Below are 18,320 nucleotides of genomic sequence, written 5' to 3' on the forward strand. Positions count from 1 at the left end.
TCGACACGCTCCAAGCCCGCGCCGCCAGAACGACGTCGCCAGCAGCACCCGCACCGCAGCCCGTCAAGGCGGTGCGGCCGCCCGAGCCAATCAAGCCGGTGTCGGCCAGCGCCGCCGAAGCGGTCAAACCGGCACAGCCCGACAAGGCGCCACGCGGAAAAACGGTCGCACCTTCGGTCAGGATCGACAGCGCGCCGGCGAGCAGGATTCAAGCAGCGGCCGAGCCGACCGCGCACGCCAACACGCCGCCTAGGGCATCCATTGCCAGGCCTGACAGTCACAAGGCCGACAACCACAAAGTTGATCATGCGAAGGCTGGTAGCCCAAGCACAGGCACGCCCAAGAACGCTGTGTCCAAGAACGCTGTGCCCAGGAGCGCCACGTCCAAGAGCGCCACGTCCAAGAACTCCACACCCAAGATCGCACCGCCAAAGCCCGGCAAAGGCGCACGCCGTGCGGCAGACGAAGCTGCCCTGCGCCGGAAGGGCAAGGAGCTGCCGCCGCTGCCTCCGGCGCTGATGTTGGAGCCTGAAAACAACGGGCCAACTCCGCCGCTGGACTTCATCCCGCGTCCACAGGCGCTGCGGCCGCGGCTACGTGACATCAGCCAGGACGAGTCGCTGGATGGCGTCCAGGATATCCTGGCGCGGCTCGCCCAGCATGGCTGAGCTACACATGTCGTGCTTGTTGCTGGTTGGTCGGAATTCGGTGCGCTCGATGCCATCATTGCGAGGAGCGTAATCGGCGAAGCAATCCAGTATTCCACGTGGGGCTCTGGATTGCTTCCGCCGTCGCCCTTGGGGCTATGGCGGACACGTCGCTTCGCTCGCAATGACGCATCAGGTCTCGAGCTGGCGCTGCAATTCGCGCACGAAGGTGGTGAGCCCGGTGCGCCGCTCGCGCTTCAGCCGCTCGGCCTTCAGGATCGACTGCACCTCGGCAAAGGCATCGTCGACATTGCGGTTGATGACGATGTAGTCGTACTCGGCCCAGTGGCTCATCTCATGGCTGGCGCGGCTCATGCGCCCGCGGATCACCTCATCGGAATCCTGCGCGCGGGTGTGCAGACGCTGCTCCAGGGCGGCCGCTGACGGCGGCAGGATGAAGACGCTGACGACATCCTGACGGGCCTCGTCGCGCAGTTGCTGGGTGCCCTGCCAGTCGATGTCGAACAATACGTCCTGGCCGGCCGACAGCGCGGCCTCGACCGGCGCGCGCGGCGTGCCGTAGCGATTGTCGAACACGGTGGCCCATTCCAACAGCTCCTGCCGCTCCACCATCTCCTCGAAGCGCATGCGGTCGACAAAGTGATAGTCGCGCCCTTCGACTTCGCCCGGCCGCTTCCTGCGCGTCGTCGCCGACACCGACATGCGCAGGCCCGGCATCTTTTCGATCAAAAGCCGCGATAGCGTGGTCTTGCCGGCGCCCGATGGCGAGGACAGCACGAACATCAGCCCGCGCCGCGCAACTCCGTCGAGGCTTCCATCGTGAGCGACCATCATCACTCCAGATTCTGAACCTGCTCGCGGAACTGCTCGACCACGGTCTTCAGCTCGAGACCGATATTGGTCAGCTCGATGTCGTTCGATTTCGAGCAGGTGGTGTTGACCTCGCGGTGAAATTCCTGCGCTAGGAAATCGAGCCGGCGGCCGACCGGGCCACCCTTTTTGAGCATGTCGCGCGCCTGCGCGATGTGGGAGGCGATACGGTCGAGCTCTTCGCGCACGTCGGCCTTGGCCGCGATCAGGAGCGCCTCCTGCGCCAGCCGGTCGGCATCGAAGCGGTCCGAGCTGTCGAGCAGCGCCGCGACCTGTTCGGCAAGACGGGCCTTGATCGCCTCCGGCTTGCGGCCGGGAGAAGCCTCCGCACGCCTCGCCAGCGCCTCGATCTCGTCGACGCGCTGGTTGAGGACGTGGCCCAACGTCTCGCCTTCGCGGCGGCGCATCTCGACCAGGCTCGTCAGCGCCGTGTCGAACGCGGCCACGACCGCATCCTTGGCAGCCTTGTCCTCGGTCTCGTCGCTTTCAGGCTCGACTACCTCGATCACACCCTTGATCGCGAGCAACCCGTCGATGCTCGGCGCCACCGCGTCGATCCTCCCGGCAAGCGACGTCGCGATCTTGACGATGGAGGCGAGCACCTCCTCGTTGACCTGCACCGTCGAGCCGGCATCGGCGCGCTTGACGGTCAGGTTGGCGTAGACGGTGCCGCGCGACAACAGCTCGGCGCCGCGCTTCTTGCCGAACGCCTCGACCTCGTCCCAGCCCTGCGGCAAGCGCAGGCGCAGATCCAGTCCCTTGGCATTGACCGATTTCAACTCCCACTCGAACGCGTAGGGCCCGCTCGTCCCGTGGCTTCGGGCAAAGCCGGTCATGCTCGACAACGCCATCGCTTAACTTTCTCCGGCAGACTCAAGGGCGCAGATTCGCCCGCTTCTCTTAGAGCGCGCGAACCTTAAGACCTTTTCTGCAAATGTTAAGTCCGGTTCTGCGATACCGGACATACGCCCCGATTATTGCTGAACGGCCGGTGCCGACGGCGTGGGCCTGGCTGCCCGCGTGGCCGGCGGCTTCCTTGCAGCAGTCGGCGGCTTGGGCGTGGACGACACCGCGGCCGGATCGGCGGCATTCGGCACGGGCGGCGCCTCGTCCAGCTCGACCGTATCGTTCTGAGTCTGCTTTTCCATCGCCCGCAGCCTGGCGACGTTCTTCTGATGCTCGCCGTAGGTCTCGGTGAAGGCATGACCACCGCTGCCATCGGCAACGAAATAGAGATCGCGCGTGCGGGCCGGGTTGGCGGTGGCCTCGAGCGAGGCCCGTCCGGGATTGGAGATCGGTCCCGGCGGCAGGCCTTCGATCACATATGTGTTGTAGGGCGACGGCTGCACGATCTCGCTGCGCTTGATCGGCCGCCCCAAGGTGCCCTTGCCGCCAACCAGGCCATAGATGATGGTCGGATCCGACTGCAGCTTGATCTTCTGCTTGAGCCGGTTGACGAACACGGCGGCGACACGGCTGCGCTCGTCGGGCTTGCCGGTTTCCTTCTCCACGATGGAGGCGAGCGTCACGAGCTGCTCGGGCGTCTTGACCGGAATATCCGGACTGCGGCGCTCCCAGATCTCGGCCAGCACGCGTTTCTGCGCCTGCTGCATGCGCTGGATCACCTGATCGCGGCTGGTGCCGCGCGGGAACTTGTAGGTCTCCGGCAGCAGCGTGCCTTCACGTGGAATCTCGCGCACCGAGCCTGCGAAGATATCGTTGTCGGAGAGACGGGCGACGATCTGCTCCGAGGTCAGGCCTTCCGGTATGGTGACCGAATGCTGCACCACCTTGCCTTCGACGATGGTCGCGATCACGTTGCGCAACGAGGCATTCTTCTGGAACGCATACTCGCCGGGCTTGAGATCGGCCGCTGCCTTCAGCGCGTGGACGCTACCGACGAATATCCATGGGTTGACGTCGGTGACGCCTTCGCGGTTCAGCACCTCGGCGATATCGCGCGCGCCGGCGCGCGCGGGAATGTTGACGACCTTGTCTTCCTGCAGCGGTCCTGGCTTCTCCAGGGCCTGTCGGCCGTAATAATACACCGCGCCCGCGCCGATCAGCAGCAACAGCAGCAGCGTGATGATGGCATTGCCGACCACGACGAAGGGATTGCGCGCGCGGTCGGAACGCCGCGGCGGCGGCGGCACTTGCTCCGGCTCCAGCGCAGCGCGCGGACTGCGTGGCGAGATGGGCGGCCTTTCACTCATCGATGCAACCTTCAGTCCCGTCGCCCTGTCGCGGCCGTGCGATTCCCGTACGCAAGCGACCCGAAGTCTACGCCCGTCTTAACGATGCATCACCGAATACGGCGAAACGGTGGTTCTGTCGCGCAGCGCGTCAGTCCACCACACGTCGCAGGATCACCGACGCATTGGTGCCGCCGAACCCGAAGGAGTTCGACAACGCGACGTTGATCTCGCGCTTGCGCGCGGTCCGCGGCACGAGATCGATCGCAGTCTCCACCGACGGATTCTCGAGATTGATGGTCGGTGGCGCGATGTTATCGCGAATCGCCAGAATGCTGAAGATCGCTTCGACGGCGCCGGCGGCGCCGAGCAGATGGCCGATCGAGGACTTGGTCGACGACATCGAGACCTGCGAGCCCGCATCGCCGAGCAACCGCTCGACCGCACCGAGCTCGATCTCGTCGCCGACCTGCGTCGAGGTGCCGTGCGCATTGATGTAGTCGATATCGGATGCGCTGATGCCGGCGCGCTTCATCGCCGCACTCATGCTGCGGAAACCGCCATTGCCGTCCGGCGCTGGTGACGTGATGTGATAGGCGTCGCCGGAGAGGCCGTAGCCGGTGACTTCGGCATAGATGCGCGCGCCGCGCGCCTTGGCATGCTCATATTCCTCGAGCACCAGGACGCCGGCGCCCTCGCCCATCACGAACCCATCGCGGTCCTTGTCATAGGGGCGCGAGGCGCGCTCGGGCGTCTCGTTGAAGCCGGTCGACAGCGCGCGCGCCGCGCAGAAGCCGGCCATCCCGATGCGGCAGACCGGCGATTCCGCGCCGCCCGCCACCATCACGTCGGCGTCGCCGAGCGCGATCAGCCGGCTGGCGTCGCCGATCGCATGCGCACCGGTGGAGCACGCCGTCACCACGGAGTGGTTCGGGCCCTTCAGCCCATGCTCGATCGAGACGTAGCCGGAGGCGAGATTGATCAGCCGTCCCGGAATGAAGAACGGCGAGACCTTGCGCGGGCCACGCTCCTTGAGAACAATCGCCGTGTCGGCGATGCCGGAGAGGCCGCCAATGCCCGAGCCGATCATGGTGCCGGTGGCGCAGCGCTCTTCTTCAGTGCTCGGATGCCAATTGGCGTCGTCGAGCGCCTGTTTCGCGGCGGCCATCGCGAAGATGATGAAATCGTCGACCTTGCGCTGGTCCTTCGGCTCCATCCACTGGTCGGCATTGAACGTACCGTCGCTGCCATCGCCGCGCGGCACCAGGCAGGCGACCTTGCTCGGCAGATCGGAGACATCGAAGGTGTCAATCACGCGCGCGCCGCTCCGACCCTCGAGGATGCGCTGCCAAGTCGGTTCGACACCGCAGCCGAGTGGCGACACCATACCGAGGCCCGTGACGACAACCCGCCTCATATTCGCTTCTCCAGACCCCTGACTAAAGCGCAACGGCCGCCGATGACGTGCCATCGCGCCTCAGATGATTGTTTGAGCACGATCCTGCCAGAGCGTGATTCTCCGGATTCGGACGATCGTATGGCTCGGGGATCATGACCCGATTCAATGGCGCCGGATCAAGATCTCCTCGCATGGCGTAAGCATGATCCGTGCGGAAAACAGCGTTTCCCGGCATGCTGCAGCCAACAGCAAGAAACCGGTCGACCGCGCGCACGGTCCGGCCGGTTTCTGCAACACCAAAGCGTGGTGTCAGCTCTTGGCGTTCTTCTCGAGGAACTTAGTCGCGTCGCCAACCGTCAGGATGGTCTCCGCGGCGTCATCGGGAATCTCGCAGCCGAACTCTTCTTCGAACGCCATCACCAGCTCGACAGTGTCGAGGCTGTCAGCGCCGAGGTCGTCGATGAAGCTCGCGTTGTCGACCACTTTCTCCGGCTCAACACCAAGGTGCTCGACCACGATCTTCTTAACCCGCTCGCCAATCTCACTCATCGTTCAACCTCGTGCTTGTTCCCTTAAAATCCGATCCCCGGATGATTAGACGTCACCCCGGCCGTTAAACTTCCTTCGCGATCGCGCAAAACGAGATGGGCCCTGCAGCACCCCGTTTCCGAAATCGGCAGAACCGAGCGGTCCTGGGCAACTTCGAAAACGGGGCAACCACAAACTCCATCAACCACAAACTCCATTGAGTCCAGTGTGCCTCCGAATGTCGTTCCTGACGTCTCAGGAACTCCAGATCAGTGGCACCAGCCGACGGAAGGCCCCGGCGAACGACGGCAAGCTTCGCCCCGCCAATATACAGGGTTTCGAAATCCTGCAATGGCGTTCTTCAGTCCTCCATCGGCGGTTCGGTTATCATAAACCAAAAACCTTGACTACAAGGTCCAACCGGCGGCCGAACGACGCCTTTTCGCCGCATTCGAGGGCCGGTTCGGGCCCTAGATCATCGCCATGCCGCCATTGACATGGATCGTCTGTCCCGTGACGTAAGCCGCCTCGTTGGAGGCGAGATACACCGCAGCTGCAGCAATGTCTTCCGGTGTCCCGAGGCGCGCCGCCGGAACCTTGGTCAGGATGGTTTCACGCTGTTTCTCGTTGAGCGCATCCGTCATCGGCGTCTTGATGAAGCCTGGTGCAATGCAGTTCGCGGTGACGCCGCGCTTGGCGTATTCGCCGCCGAGCGTCTTGATCATACCGATGATGCCAGCCTTGGAGGCAGTGTAATTCCCTTGGCCCGCGTTGCCGGTGACGCCGACGATCGAGGTGATGGCGATGATGCGGCCGAAGCGCTTGCGCATCATCAGCTTGGTGGCGGCGCGCGCGAGACGGAATGTCGCGGTGAGGTTGACCTTGATGACCTCGTCCCAGTCCTCGTCGCGCAATTGCACGAACAAATTGTCGCGGGTGATGCCGGCATTGGCGATCAGGATATCGACCTGCCCCATCGCCTTCTCGGCCGCCGGCACCAGCGCCTCGACCTCGGCCGAATCAGACAGGTTGCAGGGCAGCACGTGGACACGTTCGCCCAGCTCGGCTGCGAGCGTCTCCAGCACCTCGCGCCGCGTGCCCGAAATCGCGACAGTTGCGCCCTGCGCATGCAGCGCCTTCGCAATCGCGTTTCCGATGCCTCCGGTCGCACCAGTGACCAGCGCGGTCCTGCCACTCAGATCGAACATCAATCTCTCCTCAATGCCCCTGTCACACGCAGGCGACCTATTCCGCCGCTTGCGCGGCGAGCAACGCGTCCTTTGCACCAGCGATATCGGCCGGCCCGCCCACCGCGATTCCCACGGCGCCGTCCGCGATGCGCTTGACCAGGCCGCTGAGCACCTTGCCGGCACCGATCTCGAAGAATCGGCTGGCGCCCTGGGCCGACATATAGGCGATCGACTCGCGCCAGCGCACCGTTCCCGTCACTTGCTCGACCAAACGACGGCGAATCTCGTCGGGGTCGCTGATCGGCCGTGCCAGAACGTTGGAAACCAGCGGCGAAGCCGGCTTTTTGATGGTGACTTTGGCCAGCGCCTCCGCCATCACGTCGGCGGCCGGCTGCATCAGCTTGCAATGGAACGGCGCCGACACCGGCAGCAGCATCGCGCGCTTGGCCCCTTTGGCCTTCGCGATCTCCACCGCACGGTCGACCGCAGCCTTGGTGCCAGAGACCACGACCTGCCCCCCGCCATTGTCGTTGGCGGCTTGGCAGACCTCGCCCTGCGCCGCCTCTTCTGCGACAGCAACCGCCGTCTCATAGTCCAGACCAAGCAGCGCTGCCATGGCGCCGACGCCGACCGGCACCGCCTTTTGCATGGCAAGACCGCGGGTGCGCAGCAGCCGCGCGGTATCGGCAATCGTCAGGCTGCCGGCGGCCGCCAGTGCGGAATATTCCCCGAGCGAATGGCCGGCGACGAAGGCCGCGTCCCGGCCCACGGAAAACCCAGCCTCCGATTCGAGCACGCGCAAGGTCGCGAGCGAGACGGCCATCAGGGCCGGCTGGGCATTCTCGGTGAGCTGCAGGGTCTCGGCCGGCCCATCCCAGATCACCGCGGTCAGCTTCTCGCCGAGCGCCGCATCGACCTCCTCGAACACCGCCCGTGCGGCAGGAAATGCGTCGGCCAAGGCCTTGCCCATCCCAACCGCCTGGGAGCCCTGTCCTGGAAAAGTAAATGCTGCCGTCATCGGCCGATCCTCGAAACGTTCCGAATTCCCTGGAAAGCGCAAAGTTTGGCCGGTAAGACACCGCCCGAGGCGGTCATGTCAAGCGCGTGACAGGCTTTAAGCGGCCGGTTTCTCGCGCGATTCGGCCGGGTTTCCCTTGCCAGAGGGGAGAAAATCGGTATAAGCGCGCCATTCCGTAGGTCCCGAGCCGGGAGCTGAACGGACGGTCTCAGCAAAATCACCGTTTTGGCGACTTTATCATCGCTTCGGCGACTTTGATGTGGCAGGGCCAGTCGGCCCGTCGTCCCGTGTTTCCGCCTTCTGAGCTAACGTCTGAGAGTCCTTTCCAAAAGGGCTCGAAGGGCTTGACGCCGGGGCTTGCGCCAACCTTGGAAAGGACAGCCATGCCGCTTTACGAGCATGTTTTCCTCGCACGTCAGGACGCGAGCACCCAGCAGGTGGAAGAACTGACGACCCAGATGACCGGCATCGTCGAAGGTCTCGGTGGCAAGATCACCAAGACCGAGAACTGGGGCGTACGCTCCCTCACCTATCGCATGAACAAGAACCGCAAGGCGCACTTCGTCCTGCTCAACATCGACGCACCGTCGGCGGCGATCGCCGAGATCGAGCGTCAGGAGCGCATCAGCGAGGACGTGATTCGCTATCTGAGCGTCCGCGTCGATGAGCACGAGGAAGGTCCCTCGGCGATGATGCGCAAGGCCGATCGCGACCGTGAGCGTGACGACCGCGGCGGTGGCTTCCGCGAGGGCGGTTTCCGTGGTGATCGTGAAGGCGGCGGCTTCCGTGGTGGTGACCGCGAAGGCGGTGGATTCCGTGGCGATCGCGGCCCGCGCCGCCCGCGCGAAGATGCCGAAACGCCGGCGGAACAGGAGTAAAGACCCATGGCTGAAGCCCCCGCACGTCGTCCGTTCTTCCGCCGTCGCAAGACCTGCCCGTTCACCGGCCCCAACGCGCCGAAGATCGACTACAAGGATTCGAAGCTGCTGATGCGTTACGTGTCCGAGCGCGGCAAGATCGTGCCGAGCCGGATCACCGCCGTGTCGGCCAAGAAGCAGCGCGAGCTCGCGCGCGCCATCAAGCGCTCGCGCTTCCTCGGCCTGCTGCCTTACGTCATTCGCTAAGACATCGACGGCCGGCGCCCATACGGACGCCGGCCGCTTGATTCGCTTGATTTCACTTGGTTCATAAGGCTTCCGGGTCGTTCCGGTCGCCGATGGTTGGGGTCGAAGGGCCTCTAACCGCTCGAAGGAGAGCGGGACAGCTGATGATCGTATACATTGCCATTGCGCTGGCGGCCGGCGCTGCCTCGGCCCTGATGTTCGCCTCGCTGATCTCAGGCGAAGCGATTTCGCTCGTCCTCGTCGTGCTGGCGCCGCTACCGCTGATGGTGGCCGGGATGAGCTGGGGACCGCTCAGCGCCGGCATCGGCGGCCTTGCCGCGGCAACTGTTTGCAGCGTCCGGTTCGGCCTGCCCTATGGCATCAGCTTTGCGGCGGTGGTGGCCGTGCCGGCCTGGTGGTTGGCGCATCTCGCATTGCTCGGACGGCCGACGGCGCACGACGTCTCTGCAACTGATGCCGCCGCGCCGCAGCTGGAATGGTATCCGGTCGGACGCATCGTGCTCTGGATCGGCGCAACTGCCGGCCTCCTCACCTTCGTCGCCATGCTGACGCTCGGCACCGACGCGGCGACCATTCACGAGACGCTGCGCAAGGGCGTGCTGCGCGTCCTGCAAGCGGCCGAGGTTCCGTCCTCGCCGGAAACGGCATCATTGATCGATGTCGTCATCGCTCTGTTGCCGCCGTTTGCGGCGGCGTCGTCGACGATGACGCTGGCCTTCAGTCTCTGGGCGGCGGCCAAGGTCACGGCCATGTCAGGGCGGTTGCGGCGGCCTTGGCCCGACCTGAGAGCCACAGTCCTGCCGCCGATGACACTGGCTGGGTTGTTCGCCGCGATCGGCCTCTGCTTTGCCGGCGGGCTGATCGCCATCGCCGCATCGATCATGACCTCGACACTGCTGATGGCCTACGCCCTCACCGGCTTCGCGGTGCTGCATACGCTGACGCTGAGCTGGAAGAGCCGCCCGTTCTGGCTCGGCTCGACCTATGCGCTGGTCACGATGTTCGGCTGGCCGGTGCTGCTGATGGTCGCGCTCGGGCTTGCCGACACCGCCTTCGGCCTGCGCCAACGTTTCTGGCAGCGGCAGCAACCGCCGCCTCTGCCTGTACCTTAGATCGAGTTCAATTCCCGCACCTGACAACGTCACACATCAAGAGGAGAAGAACATGGAAGTCATTCTGCTGGAGCGCGTCGCCAAGCTCGGCCAGATGGGCGAGATCGTGAAGGTCCGAGACGGCTTTGCACGCAACTTTCTGCTGAAGCGCAAGAAGGCGCTGCGCGCCACTGCCGACAACAAGACCAAGTACGAAGGCATGAAGGCCGAGCTCGAGACCAACAATATCCAGGCCAAGTCGGAGGCCAGCAAGGTCGCCGAGAAGATCGACGGCCGCGACGTCATCATCATCCGTCAGGCTTCGGAAGCCGGCCATCTGTTCGGCTCGGTATCGGTGCGCGACATCGTCGCCGGCCTCGCCGCTGATGGTGTCATCGTCAGCCGTCCGCAGGTCTGGCTGGACGCGCCGATCAAGGCAATCGGTTTGCAAAAGGTCACGATCGCCGTTCATCCGGAGGTCGAAGCGTCGGTCACCGTCATCGTGGCCCGCAGCGCCGATGAAGCCGAGCGCATCAAGCGCGGCGAGGACATCTCGACCCGTCGGGAAGATCGCGACGCGGCCGCCGAGGCCATCGCCGCCGCCGGCGAATTCTTCGATCCGGACGCCGAGCGCGACGAAGAGCCAGCGGGCGAGCCGGCCGCGCAGTAAGCGCAAGCTGCACGCGACTGGGAATCAAAAAGCCCGGCCCTCACGGCCGGGTTTTTCATGTGAGGCTGCGTCAGCTCGAAATCAGTGTGCCGGATCGGCAGCGCCAGCCGACGGAGTCGACTGCGTGGTGGTCGGGGCCGGCTCGCTCTCTTTCGGGGCTGCGACCTTGGGTGCCTCGGACTGGCTCTCTGCGGCCGGCCTGGCAGCCTCCGACGGCTCGTTGGCAGCATTCGGCTTGGCCTCGTCCCCGGCGAGGTTACCGTGCTTGTGCCTGGCTGACCTGTGGCGCGCGTGTGGCTTCTGCTCGGCCGCCGCTGGGGCCGGAGCAGCCTGTTCGGCCGCCGCTGGGGCCGGAGCAGCCTGTTCGGCCGCTCCCGGCTCGGTGGCCGATCTCCGATGCTTACGGCCGGTCCGCTCGGACGGTGTGGTCTCCGTGTCCGGCTTGGTCTCCCTGGCACCCTTGCCGCCACGCGTATCGCCCGCGCCATTGGCCGTGAGATAGCCGGCCAACACGCCCGCCATTTCCGGGCTGGTGGTGTAGTGCTGGCGCAGGAAGCCCTGCAGCGAGCCGGCCGGGATGGTCTTGAGCAGGCCCCGCGGGCTCTTGTGGCAGGCGCTGCAATTGCCGGCGAAAAGCTGGGACGGGCTCTTGCCGGCGTCGAGGTTTTCCTGCGCCTGCAGCGGCCTCGTCAATCCTCCGCAGACCAGAAGCAGCACCGCCGCGAAACCAAGCGCTCGGCAATTCATTATCACTCTCCAGCTTAGGCCATCGCCATCCTTCGCCATCGGTCCGGCCCGCACCATCATCCGCGCGCCGCGACAGCGAAGATCACATCCAAAACCGCCGGCCGATCAGTTTGTTAGCCGGCAAATCCTCACCCCGGACGTTCGCATGCGAGCGTTCATGTGGCAGCAGGGAGAACCGGTTCAGTGTCGGCGACCGTCACCTTTTAGCGGAATATCGAGGGAAAGGAAGTGCGCAAATCTCGGCCTCCGAACGGGTATTTTGGAATATCCGCTTTGACATCAACGCAGTACTGCGGTGGTAGCCCGCTCATTATCTGAAAAGTTGTGAATGGGAGCCCATCGGCTCCCAACGCGTCGAGTGCGGCGAGCCGGGTTAGTCAGCATCTCACGGGATTGCTCGTTGGATGGGAGAGATGGACCGTTTGTTGCGTGGTCTCTTGAGTCAATTCATTCGCCGTGGGTCGATCATCTTCACGACCGCAGACGGTGCAACATTTCGCTGTGGTGACGGCTCCGGGTCACCCCTCGCCGCGCGGTTTCTGACACAAGCCGCCGAGCGGCGCCTGGTCACCAACCCCGAACTGGCGCTCGGCGAGATCTACATGGACGGCGATTTTGTCGTCGAGCAGGGCTCGATCGCGGACGTGCTCGCCTTGTTGATGGAGCAGCCATACGTCCTGCCGGGCTGGGCCAAGACCCAGGGGTGGCTGCGCTATCTTGCCCGCCGCCTCAGCCAGTTCAACCGGCGCTCCCGCTCCCGGGACAATGTTGCTCATCATTACGATCTCGACGGACGGCTCTACTCGCTGTTCCTGGATGCGGACAAGCAGTACTCCTGCGCCTATTTCGACAGTCCGGACGCGACGCTCGATGACGCCCAACTCGCCAAGAAGCGCCATCTCGCCGCCAAGCTCCGCCTGACGCCCGCGGCTCGGGTGCTGGACATCGGCTGCGGCTGGGGCGGCCTTGGCCTCTACCTGGCTGAGACCGTAGGCGCCGATGTCACCGGCGTGACGCTCTCCACCGAGCAGTTGCAGGTGGCCAGCACCCGGGCCGCGGAGAAGAACCTGACCGATTCCGCGCGGTTCCTGTTGCAGGATTACCGCGACGTCCCTGGCAAGTTCGATCGCATCGTCTCGGTCGGCATGTTCGAGCATGTCGGGGTGACCTTCTACGACACCTATTTCCGCCGCTGCGCCGAGCTGCTGTCGGACGACGGCGTGATGGTGCTGCATTCGATCGGCCGCTCCGAGGGTCCCGATTCCACCAATCCCTGGATCTCGAAATACATCTTCCCAGGCGGTTACATCCCGGCGCTGTCCGAAGTGCTGCCGTGTATCGAGCGCGCCGGTCTGTTGGTCTGCGACATCGAGATCCTCAGGCTGCATTATGCCGAGACCCTGAAGGCTTGGCGCGAGCGCTTCATGGCGCGCCGCGAGGAAGCGGTGCAGCTCTATGACGAGCGCTTTGCCCGGATGTGGGAGTTCTACCTTGCGGCATCCGAGATGGCTTTCCGCAAGCAGAACTTGATGAACTTCCAGATCCAGCTCACCAAGCGCCAGGGCGTGGTCCCGATGACGCGCGACTATATCGGCCAGGAAGAAGCGCGTTTGCGGGCGCTGGAGCGCGGCAACCGGCCGCTCCTGAAGATGGCGGGCGAATAGCATTGCATAAGCGCTGCCGCGCATCCGGAACCAGACGCGCTTGTTCCAGCCGGCGGCCGCTCGAGACCAGACCGCCCGCGATTCTACGCCCAAAGAAATACGGACTCGTGTGAACTGGCTCACAGAATGCGGGCACGGATGCCTCTAGGGTCCGTGCATGATGCACAACAGCTGCCAGGCCATGCTCGAGCCCCAGACCGACTTCAGCACCGACTATGCGCTGATTGCAGCCGGGGTGGCCGCATCGCTGATCGCGTTGCTCTATCTGATCCTGATCTGACGCGCGCCGCGCGCTGGTCCCATTGGGTCCGATCCGGCAACGTCGAGGTTCAGCAGGCGCCAGGAATTTTTTCGATCCCTCGGAACCCACCAACCTACCGCCGGATCAGCGCCGATCGCGTCAAGCGGACCGTTCCGGCGAAGCCGGATTCATCCACCGTTTTCAACCGATGGTGCATAGTCGCGAGCTTTTGCTTTCGCTTGTGGCCCGACAGGCGCTTTATCCCCGCCCTGCCCGCCCGCAAAATTGTTAGACACGCTCCATGGCACTTCCTGATTCGAACGTTCTCAAGCTCGCACCCGATGCGGCTGCGCCGACCTATCGCAGCGCGCCTCACAATATCGAGGCGGAACAAGGCCTGCTCGGTGCGATCCTCGTCAACAACGACGCCTTTTATCGCGTCTCCGACTTCCTCGAGCCGAAGCATTTCTTCGAGCCGCTGCACCAGACCGTTTACGAGACCGCATCCAGCCTGATCCGGATGGGCAAGATCGCCACGCCCGTGACCTTGAAGACCTTCCTGCCGGCCGACATCGACATCGGCGGCATGACGGTCGGGCAATATCTGGCGCGGCTGGCGGCGGAAGCCACCACCATCATCAACGCCCAGGACTATGGGCGCACCATCTACGACCTCTCGCTGCGCCGCGATCTGATCGGCATCGGTGAGGACATGGTCAACGTCGCCTATGACGCGCCGGTGGATTTTGCGCCGCGCAACCAGATCGAGGACGCCGAGCGTCGGCTCTACGAGCTCGCCGAATCCGGCCGCTACGACGGCGGCTTCCAGAAATTCTCGCAGGCGCTGACGACCGCGCTCGACATGGCCGCCAAGGCGTTCCAGCGCGACGGCAAGCTGTCCGGCATTTCGACCGGCTTGCGCGATCTCGACGCCAAGATGGGCGGCCTGCAGCATTCGGACTTGATCATCCTGGCCGGCCGCCCCGGCATGGGCAAGACCTCGCTGGCCACCAACATCGCCTACAACGTCGCCCAGGCCTACAAGGGCGAATTGCAGGCCGACGGCACCATGAAGGCGGTCAATGGCGGTGTGGTCGGCTTCTTCTCCTGCGAAATGAGCGGCGAGCAGCTCGCCACCCGTATCGTCGCCGAGCGCTCCGGCGTTCCATCGAGCCACATCCGCCGCGGCAGCATCACCGAGGCCGATTTCGACAAGCTGCGCGACTGCTCGATCGAGCTGCAGTCGCTGCCGTTCTATGTGGACGAAACCGGCGGCATCTCGATCTCGCAGGTGATGGCGCGCGCCCGCCGGCTGAAGCGCCAGAAGGGCCTCGACCTGCTGGTGATCGACTACATCCAGCTCCTCAGCGGCTCCGGCAAGCGCGGCAACGACAACCGCGTGCAGGAAATCACCGAAATCACCACCAGCCTGAAGGCGCTGGCCAAGGAGCTCGCCGTTCCCATCATCGCGCTGTCGCAGCTGTCGGATTTGCGTGAATCCGGCTCGATCGAGCAGGACGCAGACGTGGTGCTGTTCGTGTTCCGTGGGGAATATTATCTCGCCGCCAAGGAGCCGCGTCCCGGCACCGAGGAACACCAGAAGTGGCAGATGGAAATGGATTTGGCGCTCGGCAAGGCCGAGGTGATTATCGGCAAGCAGCGTCACGGTCCGACCGGCACGGTCGAGCTGCACTTCGACGCCTCGGTCACGCGGTTCGGTGACCTTGCCCACGACGGCAGTTCGGGACAGCACGACCACCATTATTGACCGCCGCCTGTTACGCCGCGCGGCGTAGTTGAACAGCGGCGGCTGCCCGCGTAAAACCGCACGATGACCGTAGTTCCCGATCCGAAATCCATTGGCGACGCCGCCGCGTTGTCGTCCGAGGCCACCGTTCCCGCCAGCGCCAATGGCGTGCTGACCGTCGACCTCGACGCGCTGGTCGCCAACTGGCGCAAGCTCGAGAAGACGGCGGTGCCCGCCGAATGCGCCGGGGTCATCAAGGCAGACGCCTATGGCTGCGGCACGGGTCCGGTCGCGGCTGCCCTGGCCGCCGCCGGCTGCAAGACCTTCTTCGTCGCCACCTTGTCAGAGGCGCGCGCCGCCCGGGCCGCGCTGCCCGAGCAGGCCGCACTCTACGTGCTCAACGGCTTCTTCCAGAACAGCGGCGAGGATTACGCCAAATATAATTGCCGGCCCGTGATCGGCGACCTCAACGAGCTCGCCGAATGGGACGTGTTCTGCCGCCGCAGCGGCTGGAGCGGCGGCGCCGCTATCCATATCGACACCGGAATGAACCGGCTCGGCCTCTCCGTCGCCGCTGCGCAAGGCATCATTCCCCGCATCAATGCCGGCGACCACGGCATCACCTTGGTGATGAGCCATCTGGTCTCCGCCGAGCAGCTCAATAGTCCGGTCAATGCCCGCCAGCTCGCGGCCTTCCGCACGATTGCCAGCGAATTCACCGGCGTGCCGGCGTCGCTTGCCAACTCCTCCGGCATCTTCCTCGGTGCGCCGTTCCAGTTCGACCTGGTGCGGCCGGGCGCCGCGCTCTACGGCATCAATCCGACGCCCGAGGCCGACAATCCGATGCAACAGGTCGCCGAGCTCAAGGCCCGCATCGTGCAGGTGCGCGAGGTCGAGCGCGGCGACACCGTCGGCTATGGCGGCGTCTGGACCGCGCGGCGGCCGACCCGGATCGCGATCATCTCGGCCGGCTATGCGGATGGCTATTTCCGCGCCGCGAGCTCCAATGACGGCACCCGCGGCGCCGACGTCGTCATCGCAGGCAAGCGCTGCCCGATCGCGGGCCGGGTCTCGATGGATTTGATGGCGGCCGACATCACCGAGCTGCCGCCGAAGACCGTGCGCCGCGGCCATTGGGCGACTTTGCTGGGCGAAGGCATCAGTGTCGACGAGCTCGCACATCATTTCGGCACCATCGGCTACGAGGTGCTGACCAGCCTCGGCCGGCGCTATGCACGGGTGTACAAGGGTGGCCCTGCGGCGAGGGCCGCAGGCGAGCCCGCTGCCGTTGCTTAGCAAACGTGGTAGGCGCATTTTGGCCACGACGTCGTCATTCCGGGCACCCGCAGGGCGAGCCCGGAGTCCATAACCTGGCGTGTGTGGCACGCAGGTCGCTCCATCTCGTTCAAGGCTCCCCGATCACCTTGTTGATCCAGCCGGATGACGCTAATGGTGGACGATGTCCGCTCGCGCTTGCATCGCGTCAGGTTCCTACCGTTGGCACCTTCAGTGCCTGCGCGCTGTGTCGGCCATGCTGATCGCGCTGACGCTGGTGCTCTCGCTGTTCCATTGTCCCTGTTGCGACTGCGCCGATGGCGATATGGACACCTCAAGCTTCACGATCGCGCAGTCTGCCAGCGATCATTCCACCAAGCCGGACCCGCTGACCGCTGCCCCGCACGACTGCCATTGCCTCGCTCATGTGACCACGATGGCGCCGGCGCAGATGGATGCGGTGGCGGTCAATTATGTCGCAAGCCGCTACCGGCTTGCCGCCGCGCCGTTCCCGGATGCGGCCGATATCGCCTCCCCGTTCGAACCACCACGCGCCTGATCTGAGTCTGACAGCCGGATGAGCTTCGCCGCGCCACGCGGCGGGCACCTTCATGCTTTGATCAATCGGACACGCGCGCATGCCGGCATGGCTGCGCCGCGGAGAGGCGCATATGAATCGGATCGCTATTTTTGTCGCTGGCGCGGCGGTTGGCGTCGCTGCCCTCGTTGCGATGGCTGCCTTCACTGGATGGCCGGATTGGACCCGCCCGGGCAGCGAACAGGCCACGGCAGCGCGCGATGCAGCCGACGCGCACAGCCATCCGGATGGCGCGCCGCGCATCACGCTCTCCAAGCAGCAGATCGACGATGCCGGCATCACGCTTGCGGAGGCCAAGAGCGGACGCTTGCGGCGTCATTTCCTCGCACCGGGTTCGTTCATTCCCGACCCCGACCACGTCGCGCGCGTCTCGGTCCGCGTGCTCGCCACCGTTGCCGAATTGCGCAAGAAGCTCGGCGACAGCGTGGCGCAGGGCGAGATCGTTGCGGCCATCGAGAGCCGCGAGGTCGCCGACGCCAAGAGCGAATACCTCGCTGCGCGCGTGACCAATGAGCTGCGGCAGACGCTATATGCGCGTCAGAAGACGCTGGTGGAGACCCGCGCGGTCTCGGAGAACGAATTCCTGCGCACTCAGCTCACCGCGCAGGAAGCCCAGATCAAACTCGACGGCTCGCGGCAGAAGCTGTTCGCACTCGGCCTGTCCGAGAGCGAGATCGCTGATCTGCCGAACCAGCCGCCGGAAAGCCTACGCACGCAATATCTGCGCGCACCGATCGCCGGACGCATCTCGGAACGGCGCGTCGACCTCGGCGGACTGATCGGCCGGGAAGGACAGGAGAGCGAGCTATTCGTCATCGTCAATCTCGACAGCATCTGGGTCGATCTCGCGGTGTCGCCGGAGGACCTCGCTTCGGTGCAGGAAGGCGAGGATGTCAGCATCCGCACCATCGGCAGCGAGGAGCAGACCAGCGCCAAGGTGATCTTCGTCAGCCCCCTGCTCGATCGCGAGACGCGCAATGCGCGCGTCGTCGCCACCCTGCCGAACGCCAACCATCGCTGGCGGCCCGGCACTTTCGTCACCGCGGAAATCCCGATCGGCCACGAGGCTTCGGCGGTCGTGGTGCCGCGCCAAGCGCTGCAGACGATCAAAGGCGCTCCGACCTTGTTCGTGCGCAGCGCCGACGGCTTCGAAGCCAGGCAGGTTCGCACCGGCCGCGAGGATGACGACAATGTCGCGATTCTGAACGGGCTTGCGCCCGGCGAGAGCTATGCCATCGCCAACACCTTCATACTGAAGGCCGAGCTGGAAAAGGGCGAAGCGGAGGAGGAGCACTGAC

Annotated in this window: 18 protein-coding genes and 1 pseudogene; 11 read left to right on the plus strand and 8 right to left on the minus strand. The window is 64.8% G+C overall.

Going from position 1 to position 18,320, the window contains the following annotated elements; all coding sequences use genetic code 11:
- Positions 1 to 668, plus strand: a pseudogene (locus tag WA702_RS01600) (hypothetical protein); the annotation flags it as partial.
- A gap of 171 nt (positions 669 to 839) precedes the next feature.
- Here WA702_RS01600 and gmk read toward each other — a convergent pair.
- From gmk to fabD, 7 genes are all read right to left on the minus strand, one after another.
- Complete coding sequence (gene gmk, locus WA702_RS01605) at positions 840 to 1,499, minus strand: guanylate kinase (RefSeq protein ID WP_425108774.1); 660 nt, start codon at positions 1,497 to 1,499, stop codon at positions 840 to 842.
- Between the two features lie 2 nt (positions 1,500 to 1,501).
- On the minus strand, positions 1,502 to 2,389 hold the full coding sequence (locus WA702_RS01610; RefSeq protein ID WP_425108775.1) for a YicC/YloC family endoribonuclease: 888 nt from the start codon (positions 2,387 to 2,389) through the stop codon (positions 1,502 to 1,504).
- 123 nt (positions 2,390 to 2,512) lie between these two features.
- A complete protein-coding gene (gene mltG, locus WA702_RS01615) occupies positions 2,513 to 3,751 on the minus strand; it encodes an endolytic transglycosylase MltG (RefSeq protein ID WP_425108776.1) in 1,239 nt (412 codons plus the stop codon).
- A 130-nt stretch (positions 3,752 to 3,881) separates the two neighbouring features.
- Positions 3,882 to 5,147 (minus strand): beta-ketoacyl-ACP synthase II, encoded by a 1,266-nt coding sequence (fabF, locus tag WA702_RS01620; protein WP_425108777.1) that lies wholly within the window; start codon positions 5,145 to 5,147, stop codon positions 3,882 to 3,884.
- 291 nt (positions 5,148 to 5,438) lie between these two features.
- Positions 5,439 to 5,678: an acyl carrier protein gene (locus tag WA702_RS01625; RefSeq protein ID WP_006610957.1), complete on the minus strand. Its 240-nt coding sequence runs from the start codon at positions 5,676 to 5,678 to the stop codon at positions 5,439 to 5,441.
- Between the two features lie 449 nt (positions 5,679 to 6,127).
- Complete coding sequence (gene fabG, locus WA702_RS01630) at positions 6,128 to 6,865, minus strand: 3-oxoacyl-[acyl-carrier-protein] reductase (RefSeq protein WP_425108778.1); 738 nt, start codon at positions 6,863 to 6,865, stop codon at positions 6,128 to 6,130.
- 37 nt (positions 6,866 to 6,902) lie between these two features.
- Positions 6,903 to 7,865 (minus strand): ACP S-malonyltransferase, encoded by a 963-nt coding sequence (gene fabD / locus WA702_RS01635; RefSeq protein ID WP_425108779.1) that lies wholly within the window; start codon positions 7,863 to 7,865, stop codon positions 6,903 to 6,905.
- Between the two features lie 383 nt (positions 7,866 to 8,248).
- On the opposite strand from fabD, the gene rpsF reads away from it, so the two are divergent.
- From rpsF to rplI, 4 genes are all read left to right on the plus strand, one after another.
- Complete coding sequence (gene rpsF, locus WA702_RS01640; protein ID WP_425108807.1) at positions 8,249 to 8,743, plus strand: 30S ribosomal protein S6; 495 nt, start codon at positions 8,249 to 8,251, stop codon at positions 8,741 to 8,743.
- Positions 8,744 to 8,749: 6 nt separating this feature from the next.
- Positions 8,750 to 8,989 carry a 30S ribosomal protein S18 gene (gene rpsR, locus WA702_RS01645; protein ID WP_425108780.1) on the plus strand — a complete coding sequence of 80 codons (240 nt, stop codon included), beginning with the start codon at positions 8,750 to 8,752 and terminating at the stop codon, positions 8,987 to 8,989.
- Positions 8,990 to 9,132: 143 nt separating this feature from the next.
- A complete protein-coding gene (locus WA702_RS01650; RefSeq protein ID WP_425108781.1) occupies positions 9,133 to 10,101 on the plus strand; it encodes a hypothetical protein in 969 nt (322 codons plus the stop codon).
- 52 nt (positions 10,102 to 10,153) lie between these two features.
- Positions 10,154 to 10,750, plus strand: a complete 597-nt coding sequence (rplI, locus tag WA702_RS01655; RefSeq protein WP_425108782.1) for a 50S ribosomal protein L9 — start codon at positions 10,154 to 10,156, stop codon at positions 10,748 to 10,750.
- 81 nt (positions 10,751 to 10,831) lie between these two features.
- Here rplI and WA702_RS01660 read toward each other — a convergent pair whose 3' ends face one another.
- Entirely contained in the window at positions 10,832 to 11,497 is a 666-nt protein-coding gene (locus WA702_RS01660) for a hypothetical protein (RefSeq protein WP_425108783.1), read from the minus strand.
- Positions 11,498 to 11,910: 413 nt separating this feature from the next.
- On the opposite strand from WA702_RS01660, the gene WA702_RS01665 reads away from it, so the two are divergent.
- From WA702_RS01665 to WA702_RS01690, 6 genes are all read left to right on the plus strand, one after another.
- Complete coding sequence (locus WA702_RS01665) at positions 11,911 to 13,161, plus strand: class I SAM-dependent methyltransferase (protein WP_425108784.1); 1,251 nt, start codon at positions 11,911 to 11,913, stop codon at positions 13,159 to 13,161.
- A 157-nt stretch (positions 13,162 to 13,318) separates the two neighbouring features.
- A complete protein-coding gene (locus WA702_RS01670; protein ID WP_425108785.1) occupies positions 13,319 to 13,441 on the plus strand; it encodes a hypothetical protein in 123 nt (40 codons plus the stop codon).
- A 262-nt stretch (positions 13,442 to 13,703) separates the two neighbouring features.
- Complete coding sequence (locus WA702_RS01675) at positions 13,704 to 15,170, plus strand: replicative DNA helicase (protein WP_425108786.1); 1,467 nt, start codon at positions 13,704 to 13,706, stop codon at positions 15,168 to 15,170.
- 63 nt (positions 15,171 to 15,233) lie between these two features.
- On the plus strand, positions 15,234 to 16,445 hold the full coding sequence (gene alr, locus WA702_RS01680; RefSeq protein ID WP_425108787.1) for an alanine racemase: 1,212 nt from the start codon (positions 15,234 to 15,236) through the stop codon (positions 16,443 to 16,445).
- Between the two features lie 235 nt (positions 16,446 to 16,680).
- Positions 16,681 to 16,983 carry a hypothetical protein gene (locus WA702_RS01685; protein ID WP_425108788.1) on the plus strand — a complete coding sequence of 101 codons (303 nt, stop codon included), beginning with the start codon at positions 16,681 to 16,683 and terminating at the stop codon, positions 16,981 to 16,983.
- A 112-nt stretch (positions 16,984 to 17,095) separates the two neighbouring features.
- Positions 17,096 to 18,319: an efflux RND transporter periplasmic adaptor subunit gene (locus WA702_RS01690; RefSeq protein WP_425108789.1), complete on the plus strand. Its 1,224-nt coding sequence runs from the start codon at positions 17,096 to 17,098 to the stop codon at positions 18,317 to 18,319.
- Position 18,320: the final 1 nt, after the last annotated feature.

The organism is Bradyrhizobium sp. (assembly GCF_049798375.1).
Lineage (GTDB): Bacteria > Pseudomonadota > Alphaproteobacteria > Rhizobiales > Xanthobacteraceae > Bradyrhizobium.